The sequence below is a fragment of the Streptomyces sp. NPDC015220 genome (assembly GCF_043079345.1).
Classification (GTDB): Bacteria; Actinomycetota; Actinomycetes; order Streptomycetales; family Streptomycetaceae; genus Streptomyces.
The window spans coordinates 288,990-304,583 of sequence record NZ_JBIBUK010000007.1; the positions used below are offsets into that span (position 1 = coordinate 288,990).

Below are 15,594 nucleotides of genomic sequence, written 5' to 3' on the forward strand. Positions count from 1 at the left end.
TTGTCTCTCCTTGCTGGGTTTCGTCATGGCTGTGCGTCGGGATCGCCGGAGAGGTCTGCCGCCGCGGCGACCATGGCGTCCAGCAGGCCGCGCGCCGTGCCTTCGTCGAACAGCGCGGTCGCGTAGGCCAGCTCCAGCTCGAGGTCGTCGCCGCGTTCGACGGCTGTCAGCTCGAGCTCGTACTTGATGTGCAACGGGTCGGGCGCCAGGTGGCGGGCGAAGGGCGCGGGCAGGGCCGGCTCCGCCATCGAGGTCACGTAGAGGGGGGTGAGCGGCGGGCGGCCGAGGTCCCGTCCCGGGTGCAGCGCCGCGACGACCGGGTCGTAGGGGGCCGCCGCGTCCCGGTAGGCCGCCTTGGCGTCGTCGCGCACCCGGACCAGGAGCTCGCGCCAGGTGGGCTCGCCCGTCAGGTTCACCCTGACCACCAGGGTGTTGACGAACATGCCCACCGCGTCGGTCGCGCCGGTGGAGTCGCGCCCCGACCAGGGGAAGGCGAGCAGGAAGTCGCGGCCGGCGCCGCCGCGCGCGAGTGCCGCGCCCATGAGCGTGGCCGCGATCACGAAGGTGCTGCAGCCCAGCTCCCCCACGGCGACCTTGCGCAGCCGCCGGTGGTCCTCCTCCCCGAGCAGCGCGCTGACGGCGGCCGCCTCGGTGGACTGGAGCGCCGGCCGGGGCCGGTCCAGCGGCAGCGGCGGGTCGATGGGGGCGCCCCGCAGGCGTTCGACGACGGACCCGACGCGGTCGGTGTCGACCGGCTCGGCGACCGCCGCCGGGTGGACCGGCTCGGCCAGTTCGCCGTCCTGCCGGTAGGCGGTCGCGATCTGGTCGAGGAGGACCTGCGCCGACCAGCCGTCCACCACGATGTGGTGGGGGACCAGGGCCAGCAGTGTCCGGCCGTCGTCCGGGCAGACGATGTCGGCCCGGACCGGCGCCTGTCCGGCCAGGTCGAACGGTGTGGTGCACAGCTCGGCCAGGTGCCCGCGCAGGTCGGCCGGCGACTCGGTGACCGTGGTGACGGCGGGCGGCCCGTCCGTGCGGTAGGTGACGCGCTGTTCCTTGCGGTCGAGCACGAACCGCGACCGCAGCGCCGGGTGCCGTCCGAGTACCGAGTCCACGGCGCGTCGCAGCGCCTCGCGGTCGATCCCGCCGGCCGTCTCGACCAGGGTCGGCGAGAGGTAGGCCGGACGCAGCCACGCCATCCGGTCCAGCATCCAGAAGCGCTGCTGCGCGGAGCTCGCGGGGTACGGGCCGTCGCCGGTCACCACCGCCGGGGCGCCGCCGGTGGCCCGGGCCGCCGCCAGCGCGTCCGCGAGTCCGGCGACCGTGGGGTCGGCCAGGAAGATCCTGGGCGACAGTTCGACGCCGTACCGCCGCTCGGCCTCCGCCAGCATGGTGACCGCCAGCAGCGAGTGGCCGCCGAGGACGAAGAAGTCGGTGCCGGCGGTCAGCTCGTCCGCGGACCGGACGGCGGCGTAGCGGCTGCCCTCGCCCAGCACGGCGACGAACAGTTCCGCCGCCCGCCTCTGCTCGTCCGTGAGCGGGGCGTCCTCGCGCTTTCGGGGAGCGACGGGAGCGGAGGTGGCCCCCTGGACGGCCGGCGGCTCGCCCAGGAACTCGTCCAGCGGCCGGTCCGGGTCCTCGACGGCGGCCGTGACCAGCTCCACCAGGGTGTTTCCGAGGCGGTCGCAGACCTCGTCGGAGTAGCGGTCGGTGTCGTACTCGACGGTGACGGTCAGCTCGGGCCCGACCTCGTTGACGATCACCATCAGGTCGAACTTGGCGGTGTCGGTGGACAGCTCCTCCGGCGGCGCCCAGCGGGCGTGCCCGGTGGGCGGGGCCTGGTGCACGAAGCCGACGCCGACCAGCGCCGACCGGCCGGCGCCGCGGGCCGCGTTCACCGCGGTGGTGAGCCGGTCGAAGGGGAGCTTCTGGTGGCTGAGCGAACGGTACGCCTCGGGCCGGGACTTGCGGCACAGCTCGGCGAACGACCAGCCGGGGTCCACCGCGCAGCGCAGCGGGACGGTGTTGACGAAGAACCCGACCAGCCGCTCCAGCTCGGGGTGGTTGCGGTTGGCGGTCACCGCGCCCACCAGGAACTCGCGCCGCCCCGACCAGCGGTACAGCGCGGCCTGGACGGCGGCGTACCACAGCACGAACGGCGTCGCCCGCAGCGACAGGGCGAGTTCTCCCACCTTCGCCGACACCGCGGCGGGCACCGGGAAGTGCCGCTGCCGGCCCGGTCGGCTCCCCTCGTCCGCGGCGGGCCTGCGGCTGCACCCGTCGAGAACGAGTTCGTCGGAGAGTTCCAGCAGTTGACCGGCCCGTTCCTCCAGCTGCCGCTGGATGTCGGGGCTCTCGGCCGCGGCATGGTCCCAGACGGCGTAGTCCGTGTACTGGACGGGCAGTTCGCCGGCCGTCGGCCGCTTCCCCGCCAGCGCCGCGTCGTAGGCGGCGGCGAGGTCGTCCAGGAGCGGTTCGAGCGACCAGCCGTCCACCGCGATGTGGTGCACCGCCAGCAGCAGGGCGTCCCCGCCGGGCATCCCGCGCCAGACGACACAGCGCAGCACCGTGCCGCCGGCCAGGTCGAAGGGTTCGCGCCCGCGCCGCGCGGCCTCGTCGCGGGCCTGGCGCACCGAGTCCGCGTCGAGGACCTCGACGGGCGGCGCCTGCGGCTCCCGGACGAGCTGGAGGAGCCGCCCGTCACGCAGCTCGTAGGCGGTCCGCAGTACCTCGTGCCGCTCGACCACGTCCTTCAGCGCCGTCCGGAGCGCCGCCAGGTCGATGCGCTCGTTCCAGGCGAGGAACACCGGCACGTTGTAGGTGGCGCTGCCCTGGGAGGTCGTCTCGATCAGCCAGAGCCGTTCCTGGCCGGCCGACGCGGGCGCGGTCCGCTCCCCGCGCCGCCGCAGTTCGGCGGTCATGCGGTCACCGGCCGCAACTGGCGCACGTGCTCGGCCAGTTCGGCGAGCGAGTCGAGCAGCAGCACGGTGCCCGGCTCCACCTGCACGTCGTACCTCCGGCCGATCCGGGAGACGAGCTGCATGGCGCGCACCGAGTCGCCGCCCAGTTCCAGGAAGTTGTCGCCCGCGCCGACCTCGTCGGCGCCCAGCACCTCTCGCCAGAACCCGGCCAGCTCGTCCACCAGCGCGTCGCCGCCGTCCGGCTCGGGGGCCGGCGCGGACACGGGGCCGGTGCCGGCGGCGGGATCGGCGTCCACCAGCCGCAGCAGTGCGGCGCGGTCGACCTTGCCCGTGGAGCCCACCGGGAGCCGCTCCAGCACGATCCAGCGGGCCGGGATCATGTAGGACGGCAGCCGGTCGGCGAGCGCGGCGCCGACCGCCTTGCCCAGGTCCTCAGGCTCGGTCGGTCCCGTGGTGGACGGCAGGGCGAATCCGACCAGCATCGCCGACGGCCCTTCGCCCACCTTCTCCACGAACGCGGCGCTCACCAGCGCGGTGGCCACCGCGGCGCGCTCCACCTCCGGCAGCTCGACCCGGAAGCCGCGCAGCTTCACCTGCCGGTCGGCGCGACCCAGGTACTCGATCGTGCCGTCCGCCAGCACCCGGCACAGGTCGCCGGACCGGTAGTGCGTCTCGCCGGTGGCGCCGTCGGTGACGAACCGTTCGGCGGTCAGCTCGGGGCGGCCGAGGTATCCGAGGGCGACCCCCGGGCCGCCGATGCACAACTCGCCGACCGCGCCCCGGGGCACCTCGGTCAGGTCGTCCGCGACGACACGCAGCGTGGTCTCCTGGATCGGGCGTCCGATCGGCACCCGGTCGCGGCCGGCCAGGCTCTGGAGCGTGCAGTCGAAGTAGGAGGCGAAGGTGGTGGCCTCGGTCGGGCCGTAGGCGTTCACCAGGCGCCCGGGCGCCCGCGCCGCCAGGACGTCGCGCACCATGCCCAGCTCCAACTGCTCGCCCGCGGTGATCAGCGTGCGCAGTTCGCCGAACGCCTCGGGCCGTTCCCGTGCGACGGTGTGGAACAGCGAGGTGGTGAGGAACATCGTGTCGATGCCCTCCGAGCGCACCATCCGCGCCCACTCCTCGAGCGACAGGTCGGTGACCACCGAGGGCAGCACGACGAGCGTCGCGCCGGCGGTGAGGGTGTTCCAGATCTCGAAGGTGGTGACGTCGAAGGCGGGGTTGCAGGTGTTGGCCACCTGGTCGCCGGGTCGGATGGCGCAGAAGACCGGCTCGCGCACCAGCCGGAGCACGCCCCGGTGCGGAACGATCACGCCCTTCGGCCGGCCCGTCGACCCGGAGGTGTACGTGATGTAGGCGGGCGCCTCCGCGTCGCCGGGGCCCGGCTCCGGGACGGCTCCGCCCCGCGGGGCGGAGGTGGGCACCGGGACGAGGCGGGGGCCGTCCGGCAGGTTCGCCCAGCGCTCACGGCGCGAGTCGGGTCCGTAGGTGACGACCAGATCGGTGCCGATCTCGTCGAGGATGCCCCGCAGGCGGACTTCCGGGGCCATCGCGTCGAGCGGCACGTAGGCGGCGCCCGCGAGCAGGATGCCGAGGAACGCCGGGACGAGTTCGAGCGATCTGTCCACCGCGACGGGAACGGCGTCCCCGGGACGTGTTCCGGCGGCGACGAGATCGTCGGCCAGCCGCTGCGAAACATCCCACAGTTCTCGGTAGGAAAGTGATTCCCCGGTGACTGGAACGCGTACCGCGCAACTCTCCGGCCGGCGTTTCACCCATTCGGCAACAAGATCTTGGACCCGTCCGACCGCCATCATGCCCCGCTCACTCCCTGCCATGTCGAGATAGGCACCTATGCCGCACCTATCGGGCATCGCACGCGAATTCAGACCCGGCGGTTTCGCGCGCGGCCACCGGGCAGCACTCAGGAACGATGCATCGCGCGTGGCGGTCGGGGCCAGATCCAGCGGCCTCATGTTTGTGCATCGCGGGTGCACGTTCGTGCACGGACGACAACTTGAAATAAGCGGGTCGGCGTTTTAAGCGGTCGGCCGAGTCCGGCAGTTCGAGCAGTAGGTTTACCACTGCCCGGCGGCTCCACGCCTTCACTCAATAAGTCCGCGCCGGTCCGGACCCGTTTCCCGAATCTCCCGATTCGCCGTGCGCGGTGGACGGCCCGCCGCCGGAACGTCCCGTGTGCCGCCGGGGAACCGGCGGTCCGGCGATCCCGGCTTTCCGGTCAGGTGACCCCTCCGGCCACCGCGACCGCGGAGCGCACGGCCCTCGCGCGGCGGCCGTTCCCTCGCCGGCGCCGCCCCGGCACGAGGCGGCCCGCGCCGGGCGGGCCGACCCGCCTCGCCCCCGCCCGCCCGAACGGCCCGCTCCGACCGCGACGGCCGCGCACCCCACGAGCCCCGGCGCCGCGGGCGGCCCCTCCGGTCAGGTCACGGTGCCGGCTCGGCTCGGCCGCGGCCGGGCGCCCTCCCCGCCCGGCCGGCCGGCGGCCCGGGCGGGGTGGACCGAGGCGAAGGCGGTCGCGAGCCGGTCGAGCAGGGGCGCCGCGCACGGGTGGGGGTCGCGACGCGGTGTGATCGTGTAGATGCCGCGCGTCGGAGGGTCGACGAGGGCGACCGTGGTGACGTCGGTGCGCAGCGCGCACGTCAGCACCCCGGGGATCAGCGCGATGGCGTGGCCGGTCGCGACCAGGGCCAGCTTGCCGAGCAGATCGGCCGCGGCGAGGTCGATGCGGGCGCCGACCCCGGAGCGCGCGGCGTGCTGGCGCAGCAGCGCCGCCGAGCCGTCGTTGTCCTCGACCCAGGTCTGGTCGGCCAGCGCCCGCATGTGCACCGGTCCGCACCCGGCCCGCGGATGGCCGAGGGGCAGTGCGACGACCATGTCGTCCAGCCCGAGGAACCGCCGTTCGACCCGTGGGTCGTGGGGCAGCCCGGGCGGCGCGTCGGTGACGACGGCGATGTCCAGGACGCCGTCGATCACGCGGTTGTGCAGTTGTGCGCTCAGGCCGGGCAGCAGGCTCCACCGGATGGCCCCGGCCTCCTCCAGCAGGCCCCGGATGGCCTGGGGGACGATCCCCGCGGCCAGCGAGGGTGTCGCGCCGACGGCCAGCGGCCGGTCGGACTCCCCGTCGCGGACGTCCCGTACGGCGCGAACGGCGCGGTCGGCCTCGTTGAGCGTGGCCAGGGCGTAGTGCCGGAACACCTCGCCGGCCCGGGTCGGCCGCACCCCGCGGGCATGGCGCTCCACCAGGGCCACACCGAGCTGCTGTTCCAGCCCGGCGATCTGCCGGGAGACCGCCGACTGCGTGTGGTGGAGCTCGGTGGCCGCCGCGGACAGCGACCCGAGCCGGCACACCGTCACGAACGTCCGCCACACCGTCAGGTCCATCCGCCCAGTATGCCCATCCGGTATGCGTTTCCCGCAGAGCTCCCCTGCGGAAACCGCACTTGCCGCAGTCATCACGGTGCACCACCCTGGGACGCATGACCGCACCGCACACGATCGCCGTCCTCGGACTGGGACGCATGGGCCAGGCAGTGGCGACCCGACTCACCGGCCACGGCTGGGACGTCGTCGGCTGGACCCGCTCCGGGCGCACGGCAGACGCCGTCGAGACGGCCGACGCACCGCAGGACGCCGTGGCCAAGGCCGACCTCGTGCTCCTGGCGCTGTTCGACGGCCCGGCCTGCCGGGAGGTCCTCGACGAGGTCCGCGACTCGCTGCGCCCGGACGCCATCGTGCTGAACACCAGCACCGTCGCGCCCGCCGAAGCGTCGGAGCTGGCGCAGCGGTTCGGCGCGGCCTACGTCCACGCGCCCGTGCTCGGCTCCGTGCCGGCCGTGGCCGCCGGCGCGCTGCGGATCCTCGCCGCCGCCGAGCAGGACACGCTGGAGCGGGTCCGGCCCGTTCTGGAGGCGCTCGGCACGGTGCGTCCCGTCGGCGACGCCGGGACCGCCGCCGCGCTCAAGCTGATCGCCAACAACAGCCTCGCGGGCGCCGTCCTCGCGCTGCGCGACTCACTGCGGCAGGCCGACGCGCTGGGCCTGCCCCGCGACCAGGTGCTCGACGTCCTCGAACTCGGCCAGCTCGGCGGGCTCGTGGCCCGCAAGCGGGACCTGCTCGCCGGGCAGTCGGCCGCCGCCCCGGCGCAGTTCACCATCGGTGCGCTGGCCAAGGACATGGCGCTGCTGGCCGCCGCGTCGAACACCCCCCTGCGCAGCGCGGGCGAGCTGGCCGACGCCCCGGCCGGTCCCGAGGCCGACATCGCCGCGGCCGCCACGGCCCCCGCCGTGGAGGACGCCGTGCTCGAACCGCTGCGCGCCTACATCCGCGGTCACGCCACCGGCGACCCCGCCCACTTCCGCGACGCCTTCCTGCCCACCGCCCACATCGAGGGCATCCGGGACGGCGTCTTCGTCTCCTGGCCGCTGGAGGAGTACTGCACCCTCTTCCAGGGCCGGCCGGCCGCCGACGAGGCGACCCGCTCCCGCCGCATCGACTCCGTCGACGTGCACGGCACCGTCGCGACCGCGACCATGACGCTCTGGCACGGCGCGGACACCTTCACCGACATCTTCCTGCTGGTCCGCGTCAATGACGGCTGGCGCATCTCCAACAAGGCCTACCACCGCCACTCCTGAGCGGCCCGGCGCTCCGGCGGCGCCCGCCGGAGCGCCGGGCGCCGGCTCGCACCCGACCGGTGGCCGCGGCGGCGCGGGACGCCGCCGCGGACGCCCGCGCGGCTCGTCCGGCTTCGGCCGCTCCGGCCTCCGGTACGCGCTCGCCCGCACCGGAGGCCGCCGCTGAGCGGCGAGGAGACACCACCGGCCGGGCCGGCGGAGCCGGTGCCGGTCCCGGGCCCGCCGGCCCGGCCGGAGCTGATGTTCGAACACCCTGAAGGGATCGTCCGGACGGGAGACGGGGCAGAACTCAACCGACGACTCCTCTCCCCCCCACGGCACTCTCAGGGAGTTTGCATGCTGCACGGCATCGACGTGAGCGCCTACCAGTCCGCCGCCTACGGCACGCACGGCCTGTCCTTCGTCTTCGTCAAGGCGACCGAGGGCCGTTCGTACGTCAACTCCAGGCTCGGCGCCCAGACCAAGCACGGCCGCGACGCCGGACTGGTCGTCGGTTTCTACCACTTCCTGTGGCCCGGCGACATCACGGCCCAGGCCGAGTACTTCCTCTCCCACGCCCCCGAGAGGAAGGGCGACCTCCTCGCCGTGGACTGGGAGACCACCGGCGAGGGCACGCACGCCTCCAACGCGGAGAAGGACCGCTTCATCCGCAAGGTGAAGGAGCTGCGGCCGCACAACCGGGTGCTCCTCTACACCAACCGCCACTTCTGGCTGACCATCGACACCACCTCCTACGCGGGCGACGGACTGTGGATCGCCGACTACGTCAGCGCGGGCCACCCCCGCATCAAGGCCAAGTGGCGCTTCCACCAGTACACCGACGAGCCGCACGACACCAATGTGGCGAACTTCGGCACTCTCGCCGACCTGCGGAAATGGGCCACCCCTTAGGCTGGTCGGCATGGGCGGCGAGATCACTGCGGTCAGCAGCAGCGGCACGTACTCCTTCAGCAAGCCGAACCGGGAGGGCATCACCCTGCTCGCCGGGCTCGGGGTGGAGGGGGACGTGCACGCCGGGGTGACGGTCAAGCACCGGTTCCGGATGGAGAAGGATCCCTCCCAGCCGAATCTGCGGCAGGTCCACCTCATCCACGAGGAGTTGTTCGACGAGGTGCGCCGAGCCGGGTTCGAGGTCGCGGCCGGACAGCTCGGGGAGAACGTCACCACGCGCGGGATCGACCTGCTCGATCTGCCCACGGGCACGCTGCTGAGGCTCGGGCACCAGGCCGTCGTCGAGGTCACCGGCCTGCGCAACCCGTGCGCGCAGATCGACGGGTTGGGCAAGGGCCTGATGAAACAGGTCGTCGGGCGGGACGAGGACGGCCGGGTGCGGCTCAAGGCCGGGATCATGGGCATCGTCGTCACCGGCGGCCCGGTGCGCCCCGGTGACCCGGTGGGCGTCGAACTCCCCGCAGGACCGCACCGGCCGCTGAAGACCGTCTGAGCCCGCCCGTCCGGGGTGCGCCTGGCGGGGCCCGCGCTTCCGGCGGTTCGAGGCAGGTGCGGCGGTCCCGGCCGGGTGCGGCGGTCCCGGCCGGGTGCGGCGGTCCGTTCCGGAGTCGCCGGTCCGAGCCGGCGCAGGTCCGTTCCGGGCCGCCGGTCCGAGCCGGCGCAGGTCCGAGCCGGCGCAGGTCCGAGCCGGCGCAGGTCCGAGCCGGGGCCACCGGTCCAGTCCGGATCTGCCTGTCAAAGCCGGGTACAGCAGTCCGTACCCAGGACCACCGGTCCGCCGGGGGCCACCGGTCCAGGCCGGACCCGTCGGTCCGCGCCGGGAACGGCCGCCCGGGTCAGCCCCGGAAGTCCGCCGGGCGCTCCGGGGACGCCTCCCCCAGCGCCTTGGTGACCGCGTCGACGCCGGCCCGGAGGCCGTAGACCGGGGTGCCGGGCTGCTGGCGCCAGGAGTCGTCGATGCCGCCGGAGTCCACCGTGTCGAAGCCGAGCTCCTCGATCAGTGCCCGGACCTTCGCCTTGGCCGCCGGGTCGTCGCCCGCCACCGGCAGGGCCATCCGGTCCGGGTCGCCGGCCGGACGGTGGCGGTCCAGGATGTCCTGGGCGTAGGTGCCGTTGAACGCCTTGATCACGGGGTGGCCGATGTGCTGTTCGGTCCAGCGGCTCTCGGTGAGGCCGTCGTCCTCGATGGCCGCGATCCTGCCGTCCCGCTGCGGGTAGTAGTTGCCGGTGTCGATCACCACCACGCCGTCGGCGGCGCCGGTCAGCAGTCCGGACGGCAGGTCCGGAACCGCCCTCAGCGGGACGGTGACCACGACCGCCTCGGCGCCGCGGGCCGCCTCCTCGGCGCGGACGGGACGTGCGCCGGTCTCCTGCGCCAGCTCGGAGAGGGTCTCGGGGCCGCGGGAGTTCGCGACGGACACGTCGTGCCCGAGGGCGGTGAGCCGCCGGGTGAGGTTGCCGCCGATGTTGCCCGCGCCGATGATGCCGATCTTCATGTCAGCTCGCCTCGCTCTTCCCGGAGGTCGGTGTCGGTGTCCTGCGCATTCCTTGCGGTCCACCTGCAACCCCCGGCCCGTGCGGCCTATTCCGGGTCCCGACCGAACGGGTGACGCCGAAGGAGCCGTACGAGCCGTTCCGGGCCGCGTACCCGGCCGAGGACGGCCCGGTGCCACCGCACGCGTGGTCGGTCCGGCGGGACCCGTCCGGGCCTCACCGTCCCGTCCGCACGCTTCGGCCTGCGACCGCACCGACGACCACGAGGGCACGGGCGCCGACCGCCGCGCCGCCTTCGTCGACGCCCTCGCGGGCGCCGGGCTCCGGGTGGAGGTGCTGGACTTCGGCGAGCACCCCGGCCGCGACGGGACGACCTTGTACGCCGAGCGCCGGGTGAACGGCGCCACGGCGTGGGGGCGGGCCGCCGGGACGCGTCGGCGACGGCGGCCTCCGTGCGGGCCGTGCCGGCCGCGGTGAACAGGGCCCTGGGGTGAGCGGGGCCGCCCGCACCGCATGACGGGGACGCCCGGCCGCGACGGCCCGGCGCCCCCGCCCGCGTCACTTGTTCAGGTAGGCCCAGAACTCGTCGAAGGACAGGACCTTGTCACCGTTGAGGTCCCGTTGCTTGATGATCGCCTCGGCCACCGTGTCGGTGACGTTCCAGTCACCGCCCTGGGCCAGGGCGGACTTGAACTCGGCGGCGGTGATGAACCCGTCGCCGTCCGCATCGATCCGCTGGAACTGCTTGCGTGCTTCCTCGATGTCCGCCACCGGTCCGCCCCTTTGTGTCGCGTTCGATCTGTCTTGCTGTCGTAGTGACGCAGGTCAGATTAACGGCCCACGCCGGACCTCAGTGCGGCGACCACCCACGAGAACTCCTCGTCGTACGCCGGCTGGGCCTCCAGGCCGTTCAGAACGGCCGCCAACCGCCGGTAACGGGCGACCTGTTCGCTCGCCGCGGCGGTCAGGCGCTCCAGTACGGCGGCCCGGTCGGCGTCGCCGAGCAGCCCGCGCAGGATCTCCTCGGCCTCGGATGTCCCGGGGGCGACGCCCTGCCGCAGCGCCTCGCCGGCGAGCTGCACCAGGCGGCTCATGAACCACAGCGAGGTGCCCGCCGGGGCGTCGGGGTCCCGGTCGGCCGCGTTGAACTCGATCATCCGGCGCATCAGGGCGCGGAACCCGGGGTCCTGGATCAGCTCGGCGAGCTCCACCCAGGCGTCCACCTGCGCCGGTGTGGGGTCGGCCGGCAGGTCCGCCGTCGCGAACCGCAGCCGGGTGCGGATGTCGGGGTCGGCCGTGTCGAGTCCCTCGAAGATCTCCTCCGTGAAGTCCTCGATGATCCGTCCGCGTTCGGCCGCCGACAGCCGTGCCAGTTTGTTCATCAGGGTCGTCTCCTCCGCGTTCGAGCCGCGTCGTGCCACGGTCGACAGCACCGCACGGGTCACCTTCAGCGAGGCGATGCGCGCGTCGAGGGCGGCCACGTGCGCGGCGGCCACCTCCGCGACCGTCCGCTCACCCGCCAGCACCCGGCGCACGTCCGCCAGGCCGAGGCCCAGCTCGCGCAGGGTGCGGATCAGTTCCAGGCGGGCCACCGAGGCGGCGTCGTAGAGGCGGTAGCCCCCGGTGGAGCGGGCCACCGGGGGCAGGGCGCCCTCGTCCGACCAGTAGCGGATGGTCCGCACGGTCAGTCCGGTGGCCCGGGCCAGCTCGCCTATGGTGAGGGGTCGGATGCCGTCTGTTTCGCTCACGTCGGCGAGTCTGCGCCTTCCAGCGGCTGGAGACTCAAGCCGGACGGCCCGGACGGCGCCCGTGGGGCGCGGGCGCCGTCGGCGGCCGGGTCCGGGGCCGCGGCCCGTGGGCCGACGGGCTCAGTGCCACGGCTCGTAGTGCGGATTGCTCTCGCACTCGCCCATGATCTCGGTCTTCGTGGCCTTGTCGACGGGGCAGGCGCCGACGATGTACCGCCGGGCGATCCCGCCGGGGAAGGCGACCTCGACCTGGTCGGCCCATTTGTGGGTGTCGCCGATCGTCCGGTTGACGTCGATGCCGCCGGGGGCGTCGACGTAGTAGTTGTACTTCGACTTCCAGGTCTTGAAGAGGTCGTGGTCGTAGGTCGTCGAGACGTACGGCGACACCTGGTTGACCAGGACGTACTTCTCGATGTCGTACTGGCCGGTCAGCACGTCACGGGGGTGGAAGCCCTCCTCGAAGACGGTCCGCGGGGCGCGGTTGTCGTTGCGCCACAGGGTGCCGCAGGTCGTGCGCCAGGCCGGGGCGGGCGTGATGCGGCCGATGTCGACGCGCCGGTCGGCCGCCGCCTTGATCCGGTCGTCGTACCGGGGGCAGGCGGGCGCGGCGGCCCGCGCGGCCGCCGTGGCCGCGGGGCGCGCGGCGGCGGTGGTCGTGGGGGCGGTGGCGGTGGTCGTGGGGGCGGTGGCGGCCGTGGTCGCGAGGACGGCGGAGAGGGACAGGACGGCGGCGGCGGCCCGCCGCCGCGGACGAGTGGTGATCATGCGCAGCACGATCCCCGTACCGCGGCGGCGGGGGACGGACCGTCACCCGTTCGCAGGCGTGTCCGGCTACCGGGTTGTCAGCGGAAGATGCCCGTGTGGCCGAGCGAGTAGCGGCCGGGCTGCGGGTAGACCGCGAGGCCGTGCGGGCCGCTGCCGACCTTGACGCGGGCGAGCTGTCGGCCGGTGCGGGTGTCGATGGCGTACACCTCGGAGTTGTAGCGCCCGGACAGCCAGAGCACCTTGCCGTCGGCGGAGACGCCGCCCATGTCGGGGCTGCCGCCCTGTGGCAGCCGCCACTTCTTGGTGAGCTTCCCGCTCGGGAAGTCGAAGACGGAGATGGTGCCCTCGCCCCGGTTGGAGACGTACATCTCGCGGGAGTCGCGGCTGACGTACAGACCGTGGGCGCCCTTGCCGGTGTGGAGGAACTCCGGCTTCCCGAACCTGTCGCCGTCCAGGATCCACAGCCCGTCGGCCACCATGTCGGCGACGTAGAACCTCTTGCCGTCGGGTGACATCTTCACGTCCTGCGGCATGGCGCCGTGGAAGTCGAGCTTCTGCTGGCCGACGACCTTCATCCTCGCGGTGTCGACCTTGAGCAGCTCACCGCTGAACTCGCAGGAGACGATGAAGTAGCGGCCGTCCATGGAGAAGTCTGCGTGGTTGACGCCGGCGCAGGTGACGGGGACGGTCTTCACCCGGTCCATGGTGTGCGCGTCGCGGAAGACGAGCTGGCGGTCCTTGGACGCCATGACGACGGCGTACTTGCCGTCGGGCGTGAAGTAGAGGTTGTACGGGTCGTGCACGTCGACGGGGTCGCCCGCCTTGCCGGTCCTCGGGTCGATGGGGGTCAGCGAGTTGCCGAGGTCGTTGTTGACCCACAGCGTCTTCAGGTCCCAGGACGGCACGACGTGCTGGGGCTGGCGGCCGACCGGGATGGTCTCGATGACCTTGTACGTCTTGGGGTCGATGACCGTGACGGTGTTGGAGTTGGTGTTGGGGACGTAGATCCGGGAGGGGAAGTCCTTGACCACCGGGGACAGTTTGCCGGGGCGGTCGGCGGCGTAGACGTCCTTGGGGTCCAGGACGGGCGGCATGCCGGCCAGGCCGTCGGCCTGCTGCCGCTGGGGCCGGGGCTCCGCGGGCGCCTTGCTGCCGAGCGCTTCGTCGTTGCGGTGTCCGGGGTCCGCACCGCTGCAGGCGGAGAGCGCGGCCAGCGCGGCGCAGGCGGCGCCGGCGATCAGGGCCCGGGTGAGGCGGGAGAGGGGGGTGGGGTGCATCAGCTCAGCAGCTCCGTGGTGGTGACCGCGCGCAGGCCGCGGTGGGCGAGTTCGTCGAGTACGTCGGGGAGGGCGGAGACCGTGTCGGGGTACCCGAAGTGCAGGCTCACCACGGAGCCGCCCCGGACCTCCGCCATGACCTTGCGGGTGACGGCGGCGGCGCCGGGCCGGGTGTGGTCGAGGGAGTCGACGTCGTAGGAGAGCACGTGGGGGTATCCGGCGTCCCGGGCCAGCCGTTGGACCAGCGGCGAGGCGGTCGGGGCGCGCGAGGGCCGGAACCAGGTTCCGATCGAGCCGGTGAGCCCCTTGATGCGGTCCGCGCAGCCGGTGATCTCCGCGCGGGCGTCGGCCTCGGACATGGCGTTGACGGCCAGATGACGCCGGGTGTGGTTGCCGAGGTCGTGTCCACCGTCGAGGATCCGGCGGGCCATCTGCGGATACTGCTCCAGCCAGGTGCCGACGGCGAGCACGGTGAGACGGGCGCCGTGCCGCTCGGCCGCGGTGAGCAGGGCGCGGGCGAGGACCGGATCGCCCTGCCCGTGGAAGGTGAGGGCGACGCGGGGCTTGTCGCGCGGACCGTGGGTGATCTGCGCGGGCTGGTTCGGGAAGGGCCGCGGGACGGGGGCGGTTGACGGGGTGGCGGAGCGGGCGGTCGCGGTGCCGGGGGCGCCGGAGGGCGAGGCGTCGGACGTGGTGACGTGCGGGGCGGCACCGGTGGCCGAACACCCGGCGGCGAGCGCGCCCCCGGCGACGAGCCCGGCTCCGGCCCGCAGCACGCCGCGGCGGTCGGTGGTGGTCACCCGCACCATTTAAGAGGCGTACGGTAAGAAAACGGGCGATTCACTCGTACGGTCGCCGGGTGGGCGTCGGTCGGGCGGGAGCCGGGACCGCCGGCTTCGGCGGCCTGACCGGGTCCGCCGGGTCAGCGCTCCGCCACCCGCATCTCGAACCACGTCGTCTTGCCCCGCGGCAGCAGGTCCACGCCCCAGCGGTCGGCCAGCTCGTCCACCAGGAACAGGCCCCGGCCGCTGACGTCCAGCTCCTGCACCGGCATCAGGCAGGGCAGCCCGCGGGAGGGGTCGCGGACCTCGACCCGGATCCAGCCCCGGCGACGGCGCATCCGCAGGCCGAACACGCGGGCGCCGGTGTGCCGCACGGCGTTGCCCACGAGTTCGGAGACGAGCAGGACCGCGTCCTCCGTCAGTTTCGGGCTGAGGCCCCAGTGGCGCAGGACGACGACCTGGACGAGCCGGCGGGCGGTGGCCGCGGACTCGGGACGGGACGGCAGCGGAACCTCCGCCTCCGTGGGGTTGCCGTACGACTCCAGGGCGGCCAGCCCCCGTTCGTCCTCGACCGCGGGCGACCAGCGCGCCGCGGCGGCATGCTCCTGCCCCCGCGGCTGTCTCATGCCCTCCAGCCCCGCCATGCCCCCCATCATGGCCGCCCGGAACGACCCCCGTTGCCGTTCCGGTGGAATGCGCCCCCCGGGCGCCCCCGGTGCGCCGGATCGGGCGGGCATGTGCCGGTGGCACTTCAACCGCCGTGGCGGCCGGGCCGGCCTGCCGGAACGGCCCGGGCCGAGGCGGGGTCCGGTTCCCCTGAGGCGGCACGGCCCCGGGGCCGCCCGGCCTCCGCGAACCGCCCCAACGAGCGACACGCGACCGGACTGCCGGTCAACCTCGCGTGACCCGAGGGGTGACCGCCGGGTCACGGGAGGACGGACCGGTCCGGGTTCCCGGGCGCCGGTCCGGGTTCCCGGGCGCCGATCCGGGTTCCCGGGCGC

At 73.9% G+C, this 15,594-nt stretch carries 13 protein-coding genes; 3 read left to right on the top strand and 10 right to left on the bottom strand.

The genetic code is table 11. The features are described from left to right. Positions 1–23: 23 nt before the first annotated feature. The 3 genes from ACF061_RS18075 to ACF061_RS18085 all read right to left on the bottom strand — a co-directional run bounded on the left by ACF061_RS18075 (position 24) and on the right by ACF061_RS18085 (position 6,323). Positions 24–2,921 carry a condensation domain-containing protein gene (locus ACF061_RS18075; protein ID WP_392267851.1) on the bottom strand — a complete coding sequence of 966 codons (2,898 nt, stop codon included), beginning with the start codon at positions 2,919–2,921 and terminating at the stop codon, positions 24–26. Further along, positions 2,918–4,897 carry an amino acid adenylation domain-containing protein gene (locus ACF061_RS18080; RefSeq protein ID WP_392267852.1) on the bottom strand — a complete coding sequence of 660 codons (1,980 nt, stop codon included), beginning with the start codon at positions 4,895–4,897 and terminating at the stop codon, positions 2,918–2,920. Before ACF061_RS18080 ends, ACF061_RS18075 begins: the two co-directional genes overlap by 4 nt. A 463-nt stretch (positions 4,898–5,360) precedes the next feature. After that, complete coding sequence (locus ACF061_RS18085) at positions 5,361–6,323, bottom strand: LysR family transcriptional regulator (RefSeq protein WP_392267853.1); 963 nt, start codon at positions 6,321–6,323, stop codon at positions 5,361–5,363. Between the two features lie 86 nt (positions 6,324–6,409). Between ACF061_RS18085 and ACF061_RS18090 the strand changes: the two genes are divergently transcribed. The 3 genes from ACF061_RS18090 (at position 6,410) to ACF061_RS18100 (ending at position 9,020) form a co-directional block, all read left to right on the top strand. Then, positions 6,410–7,576 (top strand): nuclear transport factor 2 family protein, encoded by a 1,167-nt coding sequence (locus tag ACF061_RS18090; protein ID WP_392267881.1) that lies wholly within the window; start codon positions 6,410–6,412, stop codon positions 7,574–7,576. Between the two features lie 336 nt (positions 7,577–7,912). Continuing rightward, positions 7,913–8,467 (top strand): GH25 family lysozyme, encoded by a 555-nt coding sequence (locus tag ACF061_RS18095; protein ID WP_392267854.1) that lies wholly within the window; start codon positions 7,913–7,915, stop codon positions 8,465–8,467. A 10-nt stretch (positions 8,468–8,477) separates the two neighbouring features. Then, positions 8,478–9,020 (top strand): MOSC domain-containing protein, encoded by a 543-nt coding sequence (locus tag ACF061_RS18100; protein ID WP_392267855.1) that lies wholly within the window; start codon positions 8,478–8,480, stop codon positions 9,018–9,020. Positions 9,021–9,363: 343 nt separating this feature from the next. Here the strand turns inward: ACF061_RS18100 and ACF061_RS18105 are convergent, their stop codons facing one another. From ACF061_RS18105 to ACF061_RS18135, 7 genes are all read right to left on the bottom strand, one after another. Continuing rightward, entirely contained in the window at positions 9,364–10,536 is a 1,173-nt protein-coding gene (locus ACF061_RS18105; RefSeq protein WP_392267856.1) for an NADPH-dependent F420 reductase, read from the bottom strand. Positions 10,537–10,579: 43 nt separating this feature from the next. Next, entirely contained in the window at positions 10,580–10,792 is a 213-nt protein-coding gene (locus ACF061_RS18110; protein ID WP_313743572.1) for an EF-hand domain-containing protein, read from the bottom strand. A gap of 59 nt (positions 10,793–10,851) precedes the next feature. Next, a complete protein-coding gene (locus ACF061_RS18115) occupies positions 10,852–11,769 on the bottom strand; it encodes a MerR family transcriptional regulator (RefSeq protein ID WP_392267857.1) in 918 nt (305 codons plus the stop codon). A 120-nt stretch (positions 11,770–11,889) separates the two neighbouring features. Then, a complete protein-coding gene (locus ACF061_RS18120) occupies positions 11,890–12,534 on the bottom strand; it encodes an ADP-ribosyltransferase (protein WP_392267858.1) in 645 nt (214 codons plus the stop codon). A 77-nt stretch (positions 12,535–12,611) separates the two neighbouring features. Continuing rightward, positions 12,612–13,811, bottom strand: coding sequence for a hypothetical protein (locus tag ACF061_RS18125; protein ID WP_392267859.1), 1,200 nt, complete (start codon positions 13,809–13,811; stop codon positions 12,612–12,614). After that, positions 13,811–14,620 carry a polysaccharide deacetylase family protein gene (locus tag ACF061_RS18130; RefSeq protein WP_392267860.1) on the bottom strand — a complete coding sequence of 270 codons (810 nt, stop codon included), beginning with the start codon at positions 14,618–14,620 and terminating at the stop codon, positions 13,811–13,813. The genes ACF061_RS18125 and ACF061_RS18130 overlap by 1 nt, the downstream gene beginning before the upstream one ends. A gap of 113 nt (positions 14,621–14,733) precedes the next feature. Further along, a complete protein-coding gene (locus ACF061_RS18135) occupies positions 14,734–15,237 on the bottom strand; it encodes an ATP-binding protein (RefSeq protein ID WP_392267861.1) in 504 nt (167 codons plus the stop codon). Between the last annotated feature and the right edge of the window lie 357 nt (positions 15,238–15,594).

Bases quoted from the DNA above. Each gene is read 5' to 3' on its own strand.
- ACF061_RS18075 (WP_392267851.1), bottom strand. From the start codon at position 2,921: ATGACCGCCGAACTGCGGCGGCGCGGGGAGCGGACCGCGCCCGCGTCG.
- ACF061_RS18080 (WP_392267852.1), bottom strand. From the start codon at position 4,897: ATGAGGCCGCTGGATCTGGCCCCGACCGCCACGCGCGATGCATCGTTC.
- ACF061_RS18085 (WP_392267853.1), bottom strand. From the start codon at position 6,323: ATGGACCTGACGGTGTGGCGGACGTTCGTGACGGTGTGCCGGCTCGGG.
- ACF061_RS18095 (WP_392267854.1), top strand. From the start codon at position 7,913: ATGCTGCACGGCATCGACGTGAGCGCCTACCAGTCCGCCGCCTACGGC.
- ACF061_RS18100 (WP_392267855.1), top strand. From the start codon at position 8,478: ATGGGCGGCGAGATCACTGCGGTCAGCAGCAGCGGCACGTACTCCTTC.
- ACF061_RS18105 (WP_392267856.1), bottom strand. From the start codon at position 10,536: ATGCGGTGCGGGCGGCCCCGCTCACCCCAGGGCCCTGTTCACCGCGGC.
- ACF061_RS18120 (WP_392267858.1), bottom strand. From the start codon at position 12,534: ATGATCACCACTCGTCCGCGGCGGCGGGCCGCCGCCGCCGTCCTGTCC.
- ACF061_RS18125 (WP_392267859.1), bottom strand. From the start codon at position 13,811: ATGCACCCCACCCCCCTCTCCCGCCTCACCCGGGCCCTGATCGCCGGC.
- ACF061_RS18130 (WP_392267860.1), bottom strand. From the start codon at position 14,620: ATGGTGCGGGTGACCACCACCGACCGCCGCGGCGTGCTGCGGGCCGGA.
- ACF061_RS18135 (WP_392267861.1), bottom strand. From the start codon at position 15,237: ATGGCGGGGCTGGAGGGCATGAGACAGCCGCGGGGGCAGGAGCATGCC.